The organism is Burkholderia sp. AW33-5, assembly GCF_053427615.1.
This window is the reverse complement of record NZ_JBSAXA010000006.1, coordinates 149468-169653: the sequence shown is the minus strand read 5'-3', so window position 1 is coordinate 169653 and position 20186 is coordinate 149468. Positions and strand designations below refer to the sequence as shown.

At 69.7% G+C, this 20186-nt stretch carries 15 protein-coding genes; 2 read left to right on the top strand and 13 right to left on the bottom strand.

The annotated features are described in order from the left end of the window. Positions 1-108: 108 nt before the first annotated feature. The 11 genes from nagE to ACV22V_RS13595 form a co-directional block, all read right to left on the bottom strand. On the bottom strand, positions 109-1890 hold the full coding sequence (gene nagE, locus ACV22V_RS13645) for an N-acetylglucosamine-specific PTS transporter subunit IIBC (protein WP_448014192.1): 1782 nt from the start codon (positions 1888-1890) through the stop codon (positions 109-111). 86 nt (positions 1891-1976) lie between these two features. Further along, positions 1977-4559, bottom strand: a complete 2583-nt coding sequence (gene ptsP, locus ACV22V_RS13640) for a phosphoenolpyruvate--protein phosphotransferase (RefSeq protein WP_448014190.1) — start codon at positions 4557-4559, stop codon at positions 1977-1979. A gap of 15 nt (positions 4560-4574) precedes the next feature. Continuing rightward, positions 4575-5582, bottom strand: a complete 1008-nt coding sequence (locus tag ACV22V_RS13635; RefSeq protein WP_059526163.1) for an SIS domain-containing protein — start codon at positions 5580-5582, stop codon at positions 4575-4577. After that, positions 5575-6678 (bottom strand): N-acetylglucosamine-6-phosphate deacetylase, encoded by a 1104-nt coding sequence (gene nagA / locus ACV22V_RS13630; RefSeq protein ID WP_059691447.1) that lies wholly within the window; start codon positions 6676-6678, stop codon positions 5575-5577. Before nagA ends, ACV22V_RS13635 begins: the two co-directional genes overlap by 8 nt. Positions 6679-6785: 107 nt before the next feature. Then, positions 6786-7520, bottom strand: coding sequence for a GntR family transcriptional regulator (locus ACV22V_RS13625; RefSeq protein WP_448014189.1), 735 nt, complete (start codon positions 7518-7520; stop codon positions 6786-6788). Positions 7521-7840: 320 nt separating this feature from the next. Beyond that, positions 7841-11056 carry an error-prone DNA polymerase gene (locus tag ACV22V_RS13620; protein WP_059526171.1) on the bottom strand — a complete coding sequence of 1072 codons (3216 nt, stop codon included), beginning with the start codon at positions 11054-11056 and terminating at the stop codon, positions 7841-7843. A gap of 6 nt (positions 11057-11062) precedes the next feature. After that, positions 11063-12559: a Y-family DNA polymerase gene (locus ACV22V_RS13615; RefSeq protein ID WP_448014187.1), complete on the bottom strand. Its 1497-nt coding sequence runs from the start codon at positions 12557-12559 to the stop codon at positions 11063-11065. Continuing rightward, a complete protein-coding gene (imuA, locus tag ACV22V_RS13610) occupies positions 12492-13199 on the bottom strand; it encodes a translesion DNA synthesis-associated protein ImuA (RefSeq protein WP_059526176.1) in 708 nt (235 codons plus the stop codon). Before imuA ends, ACV22V_RS13615 begins: the two co-directional genes overlap by 68 nt. Positions 13200-13443: 244 nt before the next feature. Beyond that, positions 13444-14238, bottom strand: coding sequence for an ABC transporter ATP-binding protein (locus ACV22V_RS13605; RefSeq protein WP_059526179.1), 795 nt, complete (start codon positions 14236-14238; stop codon positions 13444-13446). 1 nt (position 14239) lies between these two features. Further along, positions 14240-15136: an ABC transporter permease gene (locus ACV22V_RS13600; RefSeq protein WP_059526182.1), complete on the bottom strand. Its 897-nt coding sequence runs from the start codon at positions 15134-15136 to the stop codon at positions 14240-14242. Positions 15137-15275: 139 nt separating this feature from the next. Then, on the bottom strand, positions 15276-16241 hold the full coding sequence (locus ACV22V_RS13595; protein ID WP_448014186.1) for an ABC transporter substrate-binding protein: 966 nt from the start codon (positions 16239-16241) through the stop codon (positions 15276-15278). 347 nt (positions 16242-16588) lie between these two features. Here ACV22V_RS13595 and ACV22V_RS13590 point away from each other — a divergent pair, with 347 nt between their 5' ends. Then, a complete protein-coding gene (locus ACV22V_RS13590) occupies positions 16589-16897 on the top strand; it encodes a VF_A0006 family four-cysteine protein (protein WP_059526188.1) in 309 nt (102 codons plus the stop codon). Positions 16898-17007: 110 nt separating this feature from the next. Here the strand turns inward: ACV22V_RS13590 and ACV22V_RS13585 are convergent, their stop codons facing one another. Both ACV22V_RS13585 and ACV22V_RS13580 read right to left on the bottom strand, forming a co-directional pair. Then, positions 17008-17823: a MetQ/NlpA family ABC transporter substrate-binding protein gene (locus tag ACV22V_RS13585; RefSeq protein WP_059691441.1), complete on the bottom strand. Its 816-nt coding sequence runs from the start codon at positions 17821-17823 to the stop codon at positions 17008-17010. Positions 17824-17997: 174 nt separating this feature from the next. Next, on the bottom strand, positions 17998-19566 hold the full coding sequence (locus ACV22V_RS13580; RefSeq protein WP_448014185.1) for a methyl-accepting chemotaxis protein: 1569 nt from the start codon (positions 19564-19566) through the stop codon (positions 17998-18000). Between the two features lie 199 nt (positions 19567-19765). On the opposite strand from ACV22V_RS13580, the gene ACV22V_RS13575 reads away from it, so the two are divergent. Beyond that, positions 19766-20056 carry a YciI family protein gene (locus ACV22V_RS13575; protein WP_044848209.1) on the top strand — a complete coding sequence of 97 codons (291 nt, stop codon included), beginning with the start codon at positions 19766-19768 and terminating at the stop codon, positions 20054-20056. The last annotated feature ends 130 nt before the right edge of the window (positions 20057-20186 follow it).

Below are 20186 nucleotides of genomic sequence, written 5' to 3'. Positions count from 1 at the left end.
CCGTCAAAGCAAAACGGCTTGCGACGTATCGCAAGCCGTTTTCGTTTTACCGGCCGGCGGCCCGAACCCGCCACGCGGATCGGGCCCACCTCATCGCATCGTGCCGGATCAGGCCGGTTGCGGCGCCGCCCCGCCGCCCGTCGACGTCAGGCGCGCGCCGAGCTGTTCCGCGTAGCGTGCCGCCGCGTTGCCGCAGACGATGTGGAACGTGTCCGGCGACACCCATGCGACGTCGAGCGCGCCGAGTCGATCGCGATCGACCGCCGATGCGTCACGCACGACGACGCGCAGGCGCGTGGTCGCGATCGCGTCGAGCGAAGCGACGTTGGTCGCCCCGCCGAACACCGCGAGCCAGCGCAGCGGATCGGGATCGAGCGGACCGGCGGCCGCGCCCGTGACCGGCTGAGCCGCAGCGGCCGTGGCCGTGGCCGTGGCCGTGGCCGTCTCAGCGGCGCCGGTCGCGCCGCTGCCGATCGCCGAGCGCATCTCGTCGGCAATGATGTCGGCCTCGGGCCCGATGATCACCTGCACGCTGTTGCCGCCGCGCTTGAGCACGCCGCGCGCGCCGATCGACTTCAGTTCCGGCTCCGACACCTTCTCCGGATCGACGACGGTCAGGCGCAGGCGCGTCGTGCATGCGTCGACGACCGTCAGGTTGCCTGCACCGCCGAGCGCGGCGATGTAGCGCTGCGCACGCGGTGCTGCCGCGGCGGCGCCGGCCGCCGGCGCGACGAAGCCGCCCGATGCGTACGACTCGGCCGCCGCATCGGCCGAGGCCGGCTCGCGGCCCGGCGTCGCCATGTTGAACTTGCGGATGAAGAAGCGGAACAGTCCGTAATACGCGACGCCGTATGCGATACCGAGCGGCACCGCGATCCAGCCCTTCGTCGACAGCCCGTAGTTCAGCACGTAGTCGATCGCGCCGGCCGAGAACGTGAAGCCGAGCTTCACGCCGAGGATCTGGCAGACCGCGAGCGACAGCCCCGTGAGCACCGCGTGGATCACGTACAGCACCGGTGCGAGGAACATGAAGCTGAATTCGATCGGCTCGGTCACCCCGGTCAGGAACGACGTGAGCGCCATCGAGAACAGCAGGCCGCCGACCATCGCGCGGCGCTCCTTCGGCGCTTCATGCAGCATCGCGAGACACGCGGCCGGCAGGCCGAACATCATGATCGGGAAGAAGCCGGCCATGAAGGTGCCCGCGGTCGGATCGCCCGCGAAGAAGCGGTGCAGGTCGCCGTGCACGAGCTCGCCGCCGGCCGGCGGCGTGAAGTTGCCGAACACGAACCACGCGAGCGAGTTGATGATGTGGTGCAGGCCCGTGACGAGCAACAGGCGGTTCAGGAAGCCGAACACGAACGCACCGATCGCGCCCGCCGTCGTCAGCCACTGACCGGCCGCGTCGATCGCATGCTGGATCGGCTGCCACACGTACCCGAACGCGATGCCGAGCACCACGCACACCAGCCCCGTGATGATCGGCACGAACCGCTTGCCGCCGAAGAACGCGAGGTAGTCCGGCAGCTTGATGTCCTTGTAGCGGTTGTACAGCAAGCCCGCGACCACGCCCGCGATGATCCCGGACAGCACGCCCATGTTCAGCTTGGGATCGATATCCTTCATGATCGCGGTTTCGATCAGGTAACCGATCGCGCCCGCGAGCGCCGCCACGCCGTTGTTGTCCTTCGCGAAACCGACCGCCACGCCGATCGCGAACAGCAGCGGCAGGTTGTCGAAGATCGCGCCGCCGGCGTCGGCGATCATCTTGATGTTGAACACGTCCGGCTGTCCGAGCCGCAGCAGGATGCCGGCGACCGGCAACACCGCGATCGGCAGCATCAGCGCTCGACCCAGGCCCTGTATCTTCAGAAACGGATTCCCGTCCATTCAGTCCTCCAATCCATGTCTCGTCATTAATCGTCGTTGACCTAATTGCTTGCGTGGTGAAACGCTCGCGCGCCCGCCGTCGACGTTCAGTCGAGCGGCCAGACCTCGCGGCTTGCTGCCCTTACCGCCTGTGCCGAGTCGAGTGCGAGCAGATCCTGTGCACGCTGGCGACACAGCTGGTAATCGAGACGGCGCACGCGCGCCTTGATGCCCGGCACCGACACCGGGTCGACCGACAGTTCGGTCACGCCGAGGCCGACGAGGATCGGCACCGCGAGCGGATCGCCGCCGAGCGCGCCGCACACGCCGACCCACTTGCCGTGCTTCGCCGCGCCGCGCACCGCGATGTCGATCAGGCGCAGCACGGCCGGATGCAGGCCGTCGGACTGCGCGGCCAGATCGGCCTGGCAGCGGTCCATCGCGAGCGTGTACTGCGTCAGGTCGTTGGTGCCGATCGACAGGAAATCCGCGTGCTGCGCGAGCTGGTCGGCGAGCAGTGCCGCCGACGGCACCTCGATCATCACGCCGACCTCGATCGGCTCGGTACGGCCCTGCGCACGCGCGAATTCGTCGATACGCTTGCGCAGCCGCACGAGCTCGCCCGCATCCGTCACCATCGGCAGCAGGATCCGCACCGCGCCGAACGGCTTCACCGCGAGCAGGCCCTGCAGCTGATCGTCGAGCAGATCGGGGCGCACCTGCGCGAGGCGAATGCCGCGCAGGCCGAGCGCCGGGTTCGGTTCGGGCGGCAGCGTCAGGTAGTCGACTTCCTTGTCGGCGCCGACGTCGAGCGTGCGGATGATCGCGGTGCGGCCCTGCAGCGCGTCGACGATCGACTGGTAGCTCTGCTGGTGCTCGACGACGCTCGGCGCGGCCTGGCGATGGATGAACATCAGTTCGGTGCGCAGCAGGCCGACCGCGTCCGCGCCGTTGCCGACCGCGGTGTTCGCGTCGTCGAGCGTCGCGATGTTCGCGGCGACCTCGATGGCGCGGCCGTCGATGGTCGCGGCGGCAGCGCCGGCCTGTTGCCGGTTCGCTTCGCGCACGCCGTCCAGGCGCTGGCGTTCGTGGCGTGCGCGTTCGACGTCGAGCGCGGTCGGCGCGTGTTCGAGACGGCCCGCGCTCGCATCGACGACGACCTGGGTGCCGTCCGGAATCGCGTACAGCGCGTCGCCGACCGCGACGAGCGCCGGAATGCCGAGCTGGCGCGCGATGATCGCCGCATGCGACGTCGCGCCGCCGCGCGCCATCACGAGCGCGGTCACGCGCTGGCGATCGAGCGACGACAGGTCCGACGGCGTGAATTCCTCGGCGGCGAGCACGGCCTCGTCGGGCAGCGTGCGCGTCGCGCCGCTCGTGTGGCCGAGCGCGCGCAGCACGCGCTTCTCGATGTCGCGGAGGTCCGCCGCGCGCTCGGCGAGCAGCGCGTCGTCGAGCTTCGACAGCGTATCGATCTGCGCGCGGATCGTCGCGCGCCACGCAAAGCCCGCGCTCTTGCCGAGGCTGATCTGGTCGCGCGCCGCGTCGACCAGCGTCGGGTCCTCGAGCAGCACGCGATGCACCGCGAAGATTCCCGCCTCGCCGACCGCGCCGCGCGCCGATGCGTTGCGCACCGTTTCGTCGAGTTCGGCATCGACCGCCGTCAGCGCCTGGTCGAGCCGGCGGCTTTCCGACGCGGGCGTGCCGGTCGCCTGTTCGGGCGGCACGATGTCCGCATCGTCGAGACGCACCAGCGTGCCGACCGCGATGCCGGGCGCGGCGCACACGCCCGCGAGCGTGTTCGGATCGAGTGTTGCGCCGGTGTTGCGCACGATCGGCTGCGGTGCGGGCGACTTGAGCCGCGCCGGCCGTTCCTCGACCTCGCCGTGCGCTTCGCGCAGCAACTCACGCTCGACCGCTTCGACGGCTTCCCGCGCGTGCGCACCGCGGCCGACCAGTTCGATCGTCGCGCCTTCGCCGGCACCGAGGCCGAGCAGGCCGACCACGCTTGCAATCGGCGCCTTGCGGCCGTCGAAAAGCACGTCGACATGTGCGTCGAGCCCGCGCGCGGCTTCGCGCGCCCGCGCGGCCGGGCGCGCATGCAGGCCGCCGGGCTGCGTCAGCACGACCGCGCGGCGCACTTCGTTCATCGCCGCCGCGCCGGCCTGCGCCGCCTGCGCGGCGGCTTCGCCCTTGCCGCGCAGCGTCAGCAGCGGCGTCTCGCCGGCCGTCGCGAAACCGCTCGCGCGCTCGACGACGTCGAACGCGTCGGAGTTCGCGATCGCGATCACCGAAACCAGCGAATGCGCGCTGCGCGCGACCGCGTCCTGGTCGAACTCGATCAGCAGATCGCCCGCCGCGACACGCGCGCCGGCTTCGACGCGCGCGGTGAAGCCCTGCCCGTTCAGCTCGACGGTGTCGATGCCGATGTGCAGCAGCACTTCCGCGCCCTGCGGCGTCGTGATCGTCACCGCATGGCCGGTGCGCGCGAGATGCGACACGATGCCGGCACACGGCGCGACGAGCCGGCCCGCGAGCGGATCGATGCCGATGCCGTCGCCGAACATCCCGCCGGAGAACACCGGATCGGGCACGTCGGCCAACGCGACGATCGGCCCGGTCAGCGGGGCAAGCAGGACGATCTGATCATGGGTGGAACTCTTCAACTGGGACTCCTCGGCGCGTCTCATCGGCTGTCTCGGCTATCAGTGCGTTTCGGTGACTTTGTTCAGGTGGCGCGGCGTGTCGGGATTGCGGCCGCGCGCGACGGCGAGATCCGCCGCCATCACGTAGAACGAAAGAATGGCGGCGATCGGGTCGAGCGCCGAATGGGCGGACTGCGCGAGCGGCAAGGTCGCGCCGGGCGTGCCGGCGGGCGCCGCGAGCAGCACGGCCGCGCCGCGTGCGCGCATGTCCTGCGCGAGCTGCAGCAGCCCGGCCTGCTCCGGGCCCGGCGGCGCGAACACGAGCAGCGGATAGTCGCGGTCGATCAGCTCCATCGGGCCGTGACGGACTTCGGCGCTCGAGAACGCCTCGGCCTGGATGCCGGAGGTTTCCTTCAGTTTCAGCGCGGCTTCCTGCGCGATCGCAAGACCGAGGCCGCGGCCGATCACGATCATCCGCTCGATGCCCGCGAGCGCGGCGACGGCCGGCGACCAGTCGAGCCGGCCCGCCTGCGCGAGCACGTCGGGCAGGCCGCGCAGTGCCGTGATCAGCGCGGCGTCGCGCTGCCAGTACGCGACGATCTGCGCGGACAGCGACAGCATCGCGATGTAGCTCTTGGTCGCGGCGACCGACAGTTCGGGGCCGGCCAGCAGCGGCAGCTGATGCTCGCACGCGTCGGCGAGCGGCGACGGCAGCACGTTGACGGCGGCGACGGTGCGCGCGCCGGCTTCGCGCAGCGCGGCCATCGTGTTGACGAGGTCGGGGCTCTTGCCCGACTGGGAAAATGCCAGCGCGAGCTGGTCCTGCACCTTCAGCGGCGCCTGCTGCAGCGTCGCGACCGACATCGGCAGCGACGCGACGGGCACGCCGAGGCGGCTCATCGTCAGGCTCGCGAAATAGCTGGCGGCGTGATCCGAGCTGCCGCGCGCGACCGTCAGCGCGACGGCCGGCGGGTGATCGAGGAGTTGGCCGGCGAGCGCTTCGACGCGCGTGGTGTCGGCGAGTTGCGCGGCGACGACCTGGGCGGATTCGCGCGCTTCCTTAAGCATATTCGACAATCGATTCTCCTTCGACGTAGGTCGCGGTGAGGTTCAGGTCGCGATCGAACACGGCGAGGTCGGCCCATGCGCCTCGCTCGAGGCGGCCGCGATCGGTGACGCCGAGGTAGTCGGCCGCATAGCGCGACATCCGGTTCGACACGTCGGCGATCGGCAGGCCGAGCGACACGAGGTTGCGCAGCGCCTGGTCCATCGTCAGCGTGCTGCCGGCGAGCGTGCCGTCGGCGAGCCGCACGCCGCCGAGGCACTTGGTCACGTGCTGGCTGCCGAGCCGGTATTCGCCGTCGGGCATGCCGGTGGCGGACGTGCTGTCGGTCACGACGTACAGGCGCGGGATCGCGCGCAGCGCCGCACGAATCGCGCCCGGATGCACGTGCAGCAGGTCGGGGATGATTTCCGCGTATTCGGCATGCGCGAGTGCGGCGCCGACGAGGCCCGGGTTGCGGTGATGCAGCGGCGACATCGCGTTGAACAGGTGCGTGAAGCCGCATGCGCCGTGCTTGAGCGCGGCGACGGCGTCGTCGTAGGTCGCGAGCGAGTGGCCGAGCTGCACGCGCACGCCGCGCGCGGCCATCTCGCCGATGATCTCGATGTGACCGGCGATTTCCGGCGCGAGCGTGACGACCCGGATCGGCGCGATCGACAGGTACTTCAGCACTTCGTCGAGCACGGCCGACACGGCCGCGTCCGGCTGCGCGCCGAGCTTGCCGGGGTTGATGTACGGCCCTTCGAGATGCACGCCGAGCACGCGCGCGCCGCCGGGCGTGCGGGTGCGCGCGACGGTGCCGAGATTCGCGACGACCTGCATCAGTTCGTCGCGCGGCGCGGTCATCGTCGTCGCGAGCAGGCTCGTCGTGCCGAACTGCGCGTGCGTGCGCGCGATCGTCTCGATCGCGTCGCCGCCTTCCATCACGTCGGCGCCGCCGCCGCCGTGCACGTGCAGGTCGATGAAGCCGGGCAGGATGTACGGCGCGTCGTTCTTCGCGGGGTCGGCGGGCGTGCCGTCGAGCGTGGTGATGCGGCCGTTCTCGCTGTCGAGCGAGCCGAGAATCCAGCCGTCGGGGGTGAGGATGTTTCCAGTCAGCATGACGTTTCTCTTGATGATCTGGTGACGCGGACATCCGCGTCGCGATTTGCAAATCCGTTGTGCTTCGTTGCGCTCCGCCGCGCGTGGCGCACGGGCAGTCTCGCGCGTCAGCGTTTCAGTTCGGCGACGAAGTCGTAATAGTCGTCGCGGCAATACGTTTCGGACACTTCGATCGCGCGCTGGTCGACACCGTAGCCGATGCGCGTGATCACGAGCAGGGCCGAGCCCGGCTTCACTGACATCCACTTCGCGATCTCGTGCGTCGCGTTCGCCGCGCGAAAGTGCTGCAGCGCGCGCACGACGGTCATCCCGCGTGCGTCGAGGTATTCGTACAGCGACGCGCCGAGCGCCTGCGGATCGGGCACCACGGCGGCCGGCAGCGTCGAATGCTCGACGGCCATCACGATGCCGTCCGCGCGGCGCAGCCGCTCGAGCCGCGCGACCGTCGCGCCGGGCGCGAGGCCGAGACGCGTGATCTCGTCGCGGCTCGCGGTGCGCAGCATGCGCGACAGCCACACCGAATCGGGCACGAAACCGCGCTGCTGCATCTTCGCGGTGAAGCCGACGAGACGCGACAGCGGATCGGCAACGCGCGGCGTGATGAAGCTGCCCGCCCCGCGCGCCCGCTTGATCAGCCCCTGCTCGACCAGCAGCGCGAGCGCACGACGGGCCGTGATCCGCGACACGCCGACCGAACCCGACAGCAGCCGCTCCGACGGCAGCGCCTCGCCGGCCCGCCACGCGCCGGCATGAATCGCGCTCGCCAGGTTGCGGGCGAGCTGCAGATACAGCGGCGTGTCGTCGAGGGGATCGGGCGCCAGTTCGGACCAGCCGGTTTCCATGTGCCTCCGGGTGTCGGACGACGATCTCGGACCGTCGAAAGTGAACGCATTATATAACCACCATAATACCAGTCAACCAACTGGTATTAGCGGTGCGAAAATCGCCGAGAGCCTTGCCCGGCAAGCGTTTTAGTTGCAGGAAAGCCTTTGTTTACAATGCGATGCGGGATAGGGATTTACCCGGATTGGTATGCAAGGGGACAGTTCCCGGGCCGGATTTGCCAGGCTTGGGAAGCCGGAAACGATACCGGAATAGAACCAGTTCGGCCGACTGGTATGCATCCGGCGGCAGCGCGCGGACGGCGTGCCGGCGCGCAGCGTCAGTGGAACTCGCGGCTCGACGTGCGCAGGCCGCCGAGCAGCGGCGTCAGATCCTCGAAATGCTGCGCGACGAGGTGCCTCACGTCGCTGACGACCTGCCACACGCCCGACGCCGCGAGCAGTCGCGAATCGAGCGTTTCGCGGCGCTGCCGCGCGAGCAGCTCGGGCCGCACGATCACGTTCACGCAGCCCGTCTCGTCCTCGAGCGTCATGAACATCACGCCCTTCGCGGTGCCCGGCATCTGCCGCGCGATCACGAGCCCGCACGCACGCGCGAGCCGGCCGTCGGGACGGTCGCGCAACTCGGCCGCGGACGACAGCCGCTGCGCGCGCAACGCGGGCCGCAGCAGCGCGACCGGGTGGCGGTTCAGCGTGAGGCCGGTGGTGTGATAGTCGGCGAGGATGTCGTCGGCTTCCGACGGCGCGCCGAGCACCGGCTGCTCCGTTTCGTCGATCGGCGCGGCGGCGAGCAGGTCGCGCTCCGGTGCCGCGGCGACGGCCTGCCACAGTGCATCGCGGCGATGGCCGGCGAGCGTCGCGAGCGCGTTCGCGGCGGCGAGCGCTTCGAGATCGCGCCGTTCGAGCTGCGCGCGGCGCGCGAGCGCGTCGACGTTCTCGAACGGGCCGGCCGCGCGCGCGGCCTCGATGCGCCGCGCGGCAGCCTCGCCGAGGCCGCGCACGAGCGACAGGCCGAGCCGCACCGCGGGCTGGCCGTGCGGCGGCGGCTGGCCGGGCAGCGCTTCGAGCGACGCTTCCCAGCCGCTTCGCGTGACGTCGGCCGGAAAGACCTTCACGCCGTGGCGCTTCGCGTCCTGCACGAGCTGCGCGGGTGCGTAGAAGCCCATCGGCTGGCTGTTCAGCAGCGACGCGACGAAGATCGCGGGCTCGTGGCATTTGAGCCAACTGCTCGCGTACGCGAGTTTCGCGAAGCTGGCCGCGTGGCTCTCGGGAAAGCCGTATTCGCCGAAACCCTTGATCTGCTCGAAGATCTGCTCGGCGAATTCGCGCGTGTAGCCGCGTTCGAGCATGCCGTCGATGATCTTGTCGTGATACTTCTCGAGGTTGCCCTTGCGCTTCCACGCGGCCATCGCGCGGCGCAGTTCGTCGGCCTCGCCGGGCGTGAAGCCCGCCGCGACGATCGCGATCTGCATCACCTGCTCCTGGAAGATCGGCACGCCGAGCGTGCGAACGAGCACTTCCTTGAGCGCCTCGCTCGGATACGTGACCTCGCCCTCCTCCTCGCCGGCCACGATCCTGCGCCGCTTCAGATACGGATGCACGGCGCCGCCCTGGATCGGCCCGGGCCGCACGATCGACACCTGGACGACGAGATCGTAGTAGTTGCGCGGCCTCAGCCGCGGCAGCATCGACATCTGCGCACGCGATTCGATCTGGAATACGCCGACCGTATCCGCCCGGCAGATCATGTCGTAGGTTGGTTCGTCATCCTGCGGAATATGCTTCAGCGTGAACGGCTGGCCGTCCTCCTGCGGCCCGCGCCACGCGGTGCGCATGTCGAAGGCGCGATGCAGCGCCGACAGCATGCCGAGCGCGAGCACGTCGACCTTCATCAGCCCGAGCGCCTCGAGATCGTCCTTGTCCCACTGGATCACGCGCCGCCCGTCCATCGCCGCGTTCTCGACCGGCACGAGCCGCGTGAGCTTGCCGCGGCTGATCACGAAGCCGCCCGAATGCTGCGACAGGTGGCGCGGAAAGTTGAGCAAGCGCCCCGCGAGTTCGGCCCATGCGCGAATGATCGGCGTGGCCGGATCGAGCCCGGTCGTCGCGAATTGCTGCAGCAGGTCGCGGCTGCCGTCGAACCAGCGATGCCCCTTCGCGACGCGGTCGACCAGCATCGGATCGACGCCGAGCGCCTTGCCGGTTTCGCGCAGCACGCCGCGCGGACGATACGTCGAGACCGCCGCCGCGAGTGCCGCGCGATCCTTGCCGTATTTTTCGTAGATATGCTGAATGACCTCTTCCCGGCGCTGATGCTCGAAGTCGACGTCGATGTCCGGCGGCTCGCCGCGCTCCTCGCTGATGAAGCGCTCGAACAGCATCGTGCTCTGGTCGGGATCGACCTCGGTGATGCCGAGGCAGTAGCAGACGACCGAGTTCGCGGCCGAGCCGCGGCCCTGGCACAGGATGTTCTGGCTGCGCGCGTATTTGACGATGTCGTAGACGGTCAGGAAGAACGGTTCGTAGCTCAGCCTCGCGATCAGGTCGAGTTCATGGCGGATCTGCCTCTCGACCTTCTCCGGAATGCCTTGCGGATAACGCCCCGCCGCCCCCGCGAAGGTTTCCTGTTCCAGATAGCGCGTCGGCGTCAGCCCCTGCGGCACGATCTCGTCGGGATACTCGTAGCGCAGCGAGCCGAGGTCGAAATCGCACGCGTCGAGAATCGCGCAGGTCTCCGCGATTTCGTCCGGCGCGTACAACTGCCCGATCCGCTGCCGCAAACGCAGGTGCTGCTCCGCATTCGGCGCCAGCGCATACCCGCACTCGGCAACCGGCATCCCGACCCGGATCGCCGTCATCACGTCCTGCAATGCCTTGCACGAGCGCCGGTGCATCGTCACGTCGCCGAGTGCGACGATACGCACGCCGCGCCGCTCGCCGGCCGCGCGAATCTCCTCGCGCTGCGCGCCATCGAGCGCGCGCTGCAGCTGCACGAGCCCGAGCCGCGCGCGTTCGCCGAAGGTCGCGCGAAACCATGCGACCTGCGCATCGAGCACGTCCGCGCGCACCGGATACGCGGGCACGAGAATCGCGAAGCAATCGGGCATGCCGCGCAGGTGCGCAAACGCCGCGGGCGGGGCCGACAGCATCCGCGACGTCAACGTGTAGGTGCCCTTCGGCGCGGCCATCCGCCGCCACGAGATCAGCTCGGCAAGATTGCCGTAACCCTCGCGGTTCTGCGCGAGCAGCACGAGGCCGAACGCGCCGGGGCCCGGATCGTGACCCGGTGCGACTTCATCCGGCGTGACTTCGAAATACGAACCGATGACGAGCGGCAGCCCTTGCGCCTGCGCCGCGACATGCATGCGCGGCGCGCCGGCCAGCGAACATTCGTCGGTGATCGCGATCCCGCGATAGCCGAGCTCGGCCGCGCGCTCGACCAGTTCGTCCGCATGCGACGCGCCATGCAGGAACGAAAAGTTCGATCGGCAGAACAACTCCGCGTAATCGGGCAGCCAGCTGAATTCCGCACTCATTTCGACTTACCCGAACAAGCCATGCAGGAACCAGCGCGGCTCGGCCTGGCTTCCCGAGCGCTCCAGGAACACCCAGTAGCACGCACCGACCTCGTCTTGCGCGACGTAGTAATCGCGTGCGGCCAGTTGCCCGTCGAACCACCCGGCTTCGATCCGCTCGGCCGACGACATCATCCTGAGCGGCGTATGGAACACCGGCCGGTTCTCACGCATCAGGAGCGGCTGCGGCTCGGCCAGCAGCCACGCGGGGCGCGGCGGCACGGCGGGCGGCCCGCCGGCCGGCTTGCCCGCTTGCGCATCGAGCGGCAGCCAGCGGTTCGCGGCCTCCGGACGGTGATCGGCGACGGGTGCCGCGCGCAGCACGTTCTCCGCGCCGAGCCGCGCGACCAGCAGTTCGAACAGCCGCGCACGCGTCTCGCGCGTGCCGCCCGGCTCGGGAAAAAGATCGTCGGCCGGCGGCGCGACCGATTCGACGCGCGTGGCCTTCAGCCGCACCGCGATCACCGCGGCCGGCAATTCGACGCGCGCGAGCCGCTCGCCGAGCAGCCGCATGAAGTGCGTCTCGTCGCGCACGGGCGCGGCGAACGCGAGTTCGAGCGGTGTCGGCGGCACGGCCTGACGGCCGCGCTCGTGCTCGAGATCGAACGTCATCGCGGCCAGCGACAGCTGCCGCGCGGCCAGCCACCCGCAGAGCTGCACGACGAGCCGCCGCGCGGCGAACAGCACGGCCTCCGCGTATTCGACGCGCTCCGGCAATTCGAGCCGCACGTCGAACACGGGCGGCACCGCCATCCACGCAAGCGGCTCGACCGCATCGCCGTACGCGCGATCGAGCGCGGCGAGCAGCGCCGGACCGCAGCGGCGCTGCAGCCCCGCGCGCGGCAGGCCGCGCAGATCGGCGAGCGTGCGGCAGCCGAGGCCGTCGAACCAGCCCGCATACGCGCGCGCGTCGGGCAGCAGCGCGCACGGCAGACGATCGAGCGTACGGACGAGCGAAGCCGGCCCGGCCACGCGGCGCCGGATGCGCGCACGCGCCGACATGCGCGCGAGCAGCCACGCGCCGCGCCCGGTCGGGGCGACGGACAGGCGCGCCGCATAACCGAGCGCCGCGAGCGTCGCGCGCACCTGGCGGCACAGCGACGGCAGGCCGCCGAACAGGCGCAGGCTCGGGCCGACGTCGACGATCAGCGTCGCTTCGTCGTCGAGCGCGACGCACGGCGAGAAGCGCAGCAATGCGAGCGCGACCGCGCGCAGCGCATCGGCCTCGCGGGCGGGATCGCGTTCGACGAGCCGTGTGTCGGGCGCGAGCGTCAGCACGCCGCCGCGCTTCATGCCCGCGCGCACGCCCTGCCGGCGCGCGGGCGCATCGGCAATCAGCACGACACCTTGCTCGAGCACCGCGCAGCCTGCGTCGCCTGCGTCGTCCGCCGTGCCGTCAGACGGCGGCGGGGCGCACACGTCGAGCGGCAGGCGCGGCAGATGGATGCCGAGCAAGACGCGCATAGCGGCTCTCCACGATGGGCGACGGCAAATCGAGCGCGAGCGGCTCGCTGCGCGCGGGCCCGCGGCGCTTGACGATGTCGAGCGACACGCCGCCCGGCACCGGATGCAGCGCGACGCGCAGCACGGCCGGCGACGGCTGCCGCGCGGCCGACAGCGGGCGCAGCATCACGAACAGCGTGTCGCCGGTGCGCGCGGCCGCGAGATGCAGACGCCGCAGCGCATCGGGCCGCGCGTCCTGCCAGAGCAGCAGCGCACCGCAGCAGCCCGTCCTGAGCGCCTGCTCGGCGGCCCACAAGGCATCCGTGCGGCTGCCGGCGCGCAGCCACAGCAGTGCGTCGGCCGGCACGCCGAGACCGGCGAGCGCCGTCGCATGCGGCGACTGAGGCGGCGCGACGAGCGCGAGCGGACGCCGCGCACTGACGGTGCGCGCGAGCGCGGGCGCGAGCAGCCGCATCTCGCCGCAGCCCGGCTGAGCGGCCAGCAACTCGACGAGCCCGCCGACCGGCCAGCCGCCGCCCGGCAGCTCGGCGGACAGCGGCGCGAAACCCGTGTCGATCGTGCGCGAACCGCCGCGCGCGAGCTGCGAGCCGCGCCAGAGCGACGGATGAAGGGATTCGGGAGAAATGGAGGATGCGAGCATGACGCCACCCACAACTGTATGGATATACAGTATATGGCAATGCGCGGGCGTCGCACAGTACCGGGGCGAAACCGGTTTTTCGTCAGAGGAAAAACGACGGGAAATCCAGCGCGACCGTTCATGTCACGCCGCACCGGAGCGGGCGGGCCGGATCGTGTCGCCGAATCGCCGGGCCGACACGCCAACCGCCGGGCGAACCGGCACGATGCGGCACCCCGCACCGCGCCGGCCCGCCCGCCGCGCGTCAGCCGAGCAACAACGCGTCGTCGTCGAGCTGCTCGTGCCGCACTTTCTCGAACATCTGCAGCAGGTCCGGCACGTCGAGCCCGCGGCGCTGGTCGCCCGACACGTCGAGCACGACCTGCCCCTGGTGCAGCATCACCGTGCGGTCGCCGTAGTCGAGCGCCTGGCGCATGCTGTGCGTGACCATCATCGTCGTCAGCTTGCTCTCGGCGACGATGCGCGCGGTCAGCTCCAGCACGAACGCGGCCGTCTTCGGGTCGAGCGCGGCCGTGTGCTCGTCGAGCAGCAGGATCCGCGACGGCCGCAGTGACGCCATCAACAGGCTCACCGCCTGCCGCTGACCGCCCGACAGCAGCCCGATCCGATCGGTCAGCCGGTTTTCAAGCCCGAGGTTCAACAGACGCAGCTTGTCGCGGAACAGCTCGCGCGACGGCCGGTCGAGCGCCGCGCGAAAGCCGCGCCGGGCGCCGCGCGCCATCGCGAGCGCCATGTTTTCCTCGATCGTCAGCGCCTCGCAGGTGCCGGCCATCGGATCCTGGAACACGCGCGCGACGAGGTGCGCGCGGTCCCACGCCGGCTGGCGCGTGACGTCCGTGCCGTCGATCGCGATGCGTCCCGCATCGACGCGCTGGTCGCCGCTGATCGCGTTGAGGAAAGTCGACTTGCCGGCGCCGTTCGAGCCGATCACCGCGACGAACTGGCCGTCGGGAATCTCGAGCGACAGCCCGCGCAACGCGCGCGTCTCGATCGGCGTGCCGGGGTTGAACGTGAGTTTCAGGTCGTGTGCGGACAGCATGTCAGGCCCCTCCGTTCTTGCGCGCGAACAGCTTCTTGCGCGTCGCCGGCAGCACCAGCGCGATCGTGACGAGCGCGGCCGTCACGAGGTTCAGGTCCTGCGCCTTCAGGCCGATGAATTCGCTGTTCAGCGCAAGCGCGATGAAGAAGCGGTAGACGATCGCGCCGAGCACGACGGCGAGCGTCGTCAGCACGAGCCGGCGCGCGGGCAGCAGCGTCTCGCCGATGATCACCGCGGCCAGCCCGATCACGATCGTGCCGATCCCCATCGAGATGTCGGCGCCGCCCTGCGTCTGCGCGAACAGCGCACCGGCGAGCGCGACGAGCGCGTTCGACAGCGCCATCCCGGCGAGCGTCGCGCGGCCCGTCGCGATGCCCTGCGCGCGCGCCATCCGCGGGTTCGCGCCGGTCGCGCGCATCGCGAGGCCGAGCTGCGACGAGAAGAACCAGTCGAGGCCGAGCTTCGCGACCACGACGACGATCGCGAGCAGCGCCGGGCGCAGCACGTAGTCGGGCATCCAGTCGGGCTGCAGCACGGTGAAGATCGTCGGCTCGGTGATGAGCGGCACGTTCGGACGACCCATGATCCGCAGGTTCACCGAGTAGAGCGCGATCATCATCAGGATGCTGGCGAGCAGGTCCATGATCTTCAGGCGCACGTTGAGCCAGCCGGTGACGAAGCCGGCCAGCGCGCCCGCGACGATCGCGATCACCGTCGACGTGAACGGGTCGTGGCCGGCGGAAATCAGCGTCGCGGCGACGGCGCCGCCGAGCGGAAAGCTGCCGTCGACGGTCAGGTCGGGGAAGTTGAGGATGCGGAATGAAATCAGCACCCCGAGGGCGACGAGACTGAAGATCAGGCCGATCTCCAGCGCGCCCAGAAACGAGAACAGAGACATGATGGGGAAATCCTGTTGCTTCCCGGCCGGACGTGCCCGGCCGGGCGAAGCGGACGCGCGGCCCCGGGTGGGAGCCGCCCGCCCGGCGGTTTCGTTCAGGCCCGGATCGGGCCTGCAAGCGCGGCGCTCGGGCCGCGGCTTACTTGATGACCGTCTTCGCTTCCTTGAGCAGATCCGGCGACAGCGTCACGCCCTGCTTCGCGGCCGCGCCCGTGTTCGCGAACAATTCGAGGTTGCTGCTCGTCTCCGACGCGATCGCGCCCGGCTTCTCGCCCTTCAGGATGCGCGCGACGACCTTGCCGGTCTGCCGGCCGAGGTCGCCGTAGTTGATGCCGAGCGCGGCGATGCCGCCGCGCTTCACGCTTTCGGTGTCGCCGGCGACGAGCGGGATCTTCGCTTCGTTCGCGACCTTCACGAGCGCTTCGTACGCGGACACGACGTTGTTGTCGGTGTTCGTGTAGATCACGTCGACCTTGCCGATCAGGCTCTTCGCGGCCGGGCCGATGTCGACGGTGCGCGGCGCGGCCGCTTCCTTCAGCGTCATCCCCTGCTTCGCGAGAAGCTCCTTGAGCTCCTTCACGACCACGACCGAGTTCGCCTCGCCCGGGTTGTAGACCATGCCGACCGTCTTCGCCTTCGGCACGACGCGCTTGATCAGCGCGACCTGGCGGTCGAGCGGCAGCTTGTCCGACACGCCCGTCACGTTGGTGCCCGACGCGCCCCAGCCCTTCACGAGCTGGGCTGCGACCGGATCGGTCACGCCCGAATAGACGACCGGCACGCTCTTCGTCGACGCAACCACCGCCTGCGCGGCCGGCGTCGCGATCGCGACGATCACGTCGGGCTGGTCGCCGACGAACTTGCGCGCGATCTGCGCGGCCGTGCCCGTGTTGCCCTGCGCGCTCTGGTATTCCCACTTGAGCTTGTCGTCGCCGTAGCCTTCCGCCTTCAGTTCGGCGCGCACGCCGTCGCGGATCGCATCGAGCGCCGGGTGGTCGACGATCGACAGCACCTTGACCGTCTGGGCGTGCGCGGCGCCTGCCAGCGCGAATGCGGCGACGCCGGCCGTGATCGAACGGATCGCGAAAGTCTTGAAACGCTTCATGGGTGAGTCTCCCCCGTATTTGTGTCGGTTCTGGATGATGGATTCCCGCCGCCGTCATGCAGGCGCCGATGCGCGCGCAACCGGATGACGGCGCGGGCGGCAGCGGCCCCGCGCGGGCCCCGGGAAGGCGCGCGGCGGCGAACGCACGAGGATACCATTTCCGCAGACCACCGCCTGACTCCGCGCTTTCGGCCAAGCGGGCGGCACACGCGGCCGCCGCGCCGCCGCGAAACGCTCGGGAAGCCCGGCAGGCGGCGCTCCGCGCCGGTCCCGGCGCAACGCGTCAGCCGCATTCACAGCTTTACGTTATGCTGTCCGCCGACCCAATCCACACCATCGGAGGGCGCATGAAACGGGGACTCCACGCGATCGCGTGCGCGGCCGTCGCGCTGGTGCTGCCAGGCGCGGCATTCGCGCTGACCGACGGCAGCGCGCAATACGACGACTGCATGCTGGGCGCGCTGCGCGAGAGCCGCAACGGCGCGGCCGCGCAACTGATCCAGCGCTCGTGCGACGCGCTGTACCGCAACAACGCGATGCTGCTGCCGCGCGAGCGGCGCTTTCACGAGTGCGTCGTGCAGTCGTTGCCGGGCGTGCGCGACAACTACGCGATCCAGCAGATCATGGCGATCTGCTCGCGGCGCGGCGAGATGTGAGCCGGCGCCGAACGCCGGGCGCCGCGCAATGGGCTGCCAGCGGCGCCAACGAAAAAGGGCCTGCGCGATGCAGGCCCTTTCGTTTCAGCGGTCCGATCGGTGTGCGGCGTTCAGAACGACGCGACCATCGAGCCCTTGAACTGCTTCTTGATGAATTCCCGTACTTCCGCCGACTGGTACGCCTTCACCAGCTTCTTCACCCACGGCTGATCCTTGTCCTTCGCGCGCACGGCGATCAGGTTCGCATACGGGCTCGTCAGCGATTCGAGCGCGATTGCGTCCTTGGTCGGCTGCAGGTTCGCGGCGAGCGCGTAGTTCGTGTTGATCACGGCGGCGTCGACATCCGACAGCACGCGCGGCAGTTGCGCGGCGTCGAGCTCGGAGATCTTCAGCTTCTTCGGGTTCTCGGCGATGTCGAGCACCGTCGCGTTGTTGCCGCCCGTGCCGGCGCCGGCCTTCAGCTTGATCACGCCTTGCGTCTGCAGCAGCAGCAGCGCGCGGTTCTCGTTGGACGGATCGTTCGGCACCGCGAGCTTCGCGCCTTGCGGCAGGTCCTTCAGCGCCTTGAACTTCTTCGAGTACACGCCGATCGGCGAGATGTAGGTCAGGCCCGCGCTGACGATCTTGTAGCCGCGCTGCTTCACCTGGCTGTCGAGGTAGGGCTGGTGCTGGAAGCTGTTCGCGTCGAGGTCGCCCGCATCGAGCGCCGCGTTCGGCTGCACGTAGTCGTTGAACTCGATGACCTTCACGTTCAGGCCTTCCTTCTCCTTCGCGACCTTCTGCACGAGCTGCCACACTTCCGCATCCGGGCCGGCGACCGTACCGACCTTGATGACCTTGTCCTCGGCGTGCGCGCCCGCCGACAGCGTCAGCGCGGCACCGGTGGCCAGCACGGAAAATACCTTCAGGAGACTGCGACGCTTCATCTGTTTCTCGCTTGCTTGCTAACTAAAAATGGGGCGCGATACGGGTATCCCCGAACTCGCAGGAAGGGGCAAATGGTGTCACAGGATCGGTCGGAAGTGAAATACATCCCGCTCATATGGGTATGCACCGCAGCAGTGCCGGCAGACGATGCGCGGCTCGGCCGTTAGTTGCGTTCAGTGCGCGCGGGCACCGGCATCGGCGACCCGGAACGCGCCGATCGCGTCGCGCAGCCGCCCGGCCTGCTCCTGCAGCGACGCCGCGGCCGCGGTGGCCTCCTCGACGAGCGCCGCGTTCTGCTGCGTGACCTGATCCATCTGCGTGACCGCGCGCCCGACCTGCGTGATGCCGCTCGCCTGCTCTTCGGACGCCGCCGCGATCTCGCCCATGATGTCGGTCACGCGCGCGACCGCCTGCAGGATCTCGCCCATCGTCGTGCCGGCCTGGCTGACCAGCGTCGAGCCGTTGCGCACGCGCTCGACCGAATCGACGATCAGTTCGCGGATCTCCTTCGCCGCCGTCGCGCTGCGCTGCGCGAGCGATCGCACCTCGCCCGCGACCACCGCGAAGCCGCGCCCCTGCTCGCCGGCCCGCGCGGCCTCGACCGCCGCGTTCAGCGCGAGGATGTTGGTCTGGAACGCGATGCTCTCGATCACGCCGATGATGTCGGCGATCTTGCGCGAGCTGTCGTCGATCTCGCCCATCGTGCCGATCACGCGACTGACGACGTCGTTGCCCGCCCGCGCGATCTCGGATGCGTTGTTCGCGAGCCCGCTCGCCTGCCGCGCGTTGTCGGCGTTCTGCTTCACCGTCGCGGTCAGCTGCTCCATGCTCGCGGCCGTTTCCTCGAGCGATGCGGCCTGCTCCTCGGTGCGCTGCGACAGGTCGTCGTTGCCGGACGCGATCTCGCGGCTCGCCGACGCAATCGACTCGGCCGACTGGCGGATTCCGCCGATCGTCGCCTGCAGGCGCGCCTGCATGTCGCGCATCGCCGCCATCATGCTCGTGTCGTCGCCCGCACGCACCGGCACCGGCCGCGTGAGGTCGCCCTGCGCGATGCGCGTGGCCAGCGCGGCCGCTTCGTCCGGCTCGCCGCCGAGGCTGCCGCGAACGTTGCGGATGATCACGAGCATCGCGGCGCTGATCACGAAACCGATCACGAACACGACCGCGAGGTGGCCGAACAGCGTCCGGTAATAGACGGTATCGATGTCCTTGAGGAACACGCCGCTCGAGATGTTCCAGTCCCACGGCGCGAAGCGCGTGACGTAGCTGATCTTCGGCACCGCGGTCTCGCTGTGCGGCAACCGCCCGCGATACTCGGCGAAGCCGCTGCCGGTCGCCTTCGCCGCGTTCAGGATCGTGACGAACAACGGCTTGCCGTCCGGGTCGAGATAGTCGCCGACCTGGGTGCCGACCAGCTTCGGCAGCGTCGGGTGCATCAGCACGACGGGTTTCGAATCCATCACGAACACATAGCCCGACTCGCCGTAGCGCATCGCGGCCAAGCTCGCGAGCGCGTCGCGCTTCGCGTCGGCCTCGGACAGCGTGCCGCTCTGCGCGAGCGCGTGATATGCGTTGACGATGCCGGTCGCCGAGTCGACCAGGTTGGCGATGCCGGCCTTGCGTTCGGCGAGCATCGTCGCGCGCGTCTCGTATGCGCTCCATGCGCCGACGCCGAGCAAGCCGATCCATACCAGCGCAAGCGCGAGCCACAGCTTGCGATTCAAACTCGTTCTGCTCATCTGCGTGCCTCGTTGTCGAAGTCGATTCCCGCATACGCGCGAACGGCCGGTCGCGCGCAAACGGTTGCCCCCGTATTTACGGCAGCGAGACTTACAACTTGAATACACGCGCGACGGCCGGCACGACACGCGACGGCCGCTGTGCTAAAAAGACCGGCTGACCGGCACACGACGCGCCGGCGACATTCCAGGGCCATCCATGTACGTCATCGACATCCACTACAACGCGTCGCTCGAGCGCATCGACGATGCGCTCGAACGCCACCGTGCGTATCTGCAGCCGCTGTTCGAGCGCGGCATCTTCATCGCGGCGGGGCCGAAGGTGCCGCGCGAAGGCGGCGTGATTCTCGCGGCCCGCATCGACCGCGACGAACTGGACGCGATCCTCGAGACCGATCCGTTCGTGACCGAAGGGCTCGCGACGTACCGCGTGACGGAATTCCGGATCACGCGTGCCGCGCAGGGCTTCAACGTGCCGGCACTGCCGTAACGCGCGCCGGCGCGCGAATACGCGCACGCACGCCGCCTCGCGAGGCGGCGAATGCAGATCGAGGGGAAACGGGAGGAATGCGTGACGGCGCGGCGCGGCCGTCACGCGTTTCGCCGGGCGAACGCCCGGG

What these genes read in the sequence shown, in the direction of transcription:
- nagE (WP_448014192.1), bottom strand. Translation starts at nt 1,890, where the DNA reads ATGGACGGGAATCCGTTTCTGAAGATACAGGGCCTGGGTCGAGCGCTG.
- ptsP (WP_448014190.1), bottom strand. Translation starts at nt 4,559, where the DNA reads ATGAGACGCGCCGAGGAGTCCCAGTTGAAGAGTTCCACCCATGATCAG.
- ACV22V_RS13635 (WP_059526163.1), bottom strand. Translation starts at nt 5,582, where the DNA reads ATGCTTAAGGAAGCGCGCGAATCCGCCCAGGTCGTCGCCGCGCAACTC.
- nagA (WP_059691447.1), bottom strand. Translation starts at nt 6,678, where the DNA reads ATGCTGACTGGAAACATCCTCACCCCCGACGGCTGGATTCTCGGCTCG.
- ACV22V_RS13625 (WP_448014189.1), bottom strand. Translation starts at nt 7,520, where the DNA reads ATGGAAACCGGCTGGTCCGAACTGGCGCCCGATCCCCTCGACGACACG.
- ACV22V_RS13620 (WP_059526171.1), bottom strand. Translation starts at nt 11,056, where the DNA reads ATGAGTGCGGAATTCAGCTGGCTGCCCGATTACGCGGAGTTGTTCTGC.
- ACV22V_RS13615 (WP_448014187.1), bottom strand. Translation starts at nt 12,559, where the DNA reads ATGCGCGTCTTGCTCGGCATCCATCTGCCGCGCCTGCCGCTCGACGTG.
- imuA (WP_059526176.1), bottom strand. Translation starts at nt 13,199, where the DNA reads ATGCTCGCATCCTCCATTTCTCCCGAATCCCTTCATCCGTCGCTCTGG.
- ACV22V_RS13605 (WP_059526179.1), bottom strand. Translation starts at nt 14,238, where the DNA reads ATGCTGTCCGCACACGACCTGAAACTCACGTTCAACCCCGGCACGCCG.
- ACV22V_RS13600 (WP_059526182.1), bottom strand. Translation starts at nt 15,136, where the DNA reads ATGTCTCTGTTCTCGTTTCTGGGCGCGCTGGAGATCGGCCTGATCTTC.
- ACV22V_RS13595 (WP_448014186.1), bottom strand. Translation starts at nt 16,241, where the DNA reads ATGAAGCGTTTCAAGACTTTCGCGATCCGTTCGATCACGGCCGGCGTC.
- ACV22V_RS13590 (WP_059526188.1), top strand. Translation starts at nt 16,589, where the DNA reads ATGAAACGGGGACTCCACGCGATCGCGTGCGCGGCCGTCGCGCTGGTG.
- ACV22V_RS13585 (WP_059691441.1), bottom strand. Translation starts at nt 17,823, where the DNA reads ATGAAGCGTCGCAGTCTCCTGAAGGTATTTTCCGTGCTGGCCACCGGT.
- ACV22V_RS13580 (WP_448014185.1), bottom strand. Translation starts at nt 19,566, where the DNA reads ATGAGCAGAACGAGTTTGAATCGCAAGCTGTGGCTCGCGCTTGCGCTG.
- ACV22V_RS13575 (WP_044848209.1), top strand. Translation starts at nt 19,766, where the DNA reads ATGTACGTCATCGACATCCACTACAACGCGTCGCTCGAGCGCATCGAC.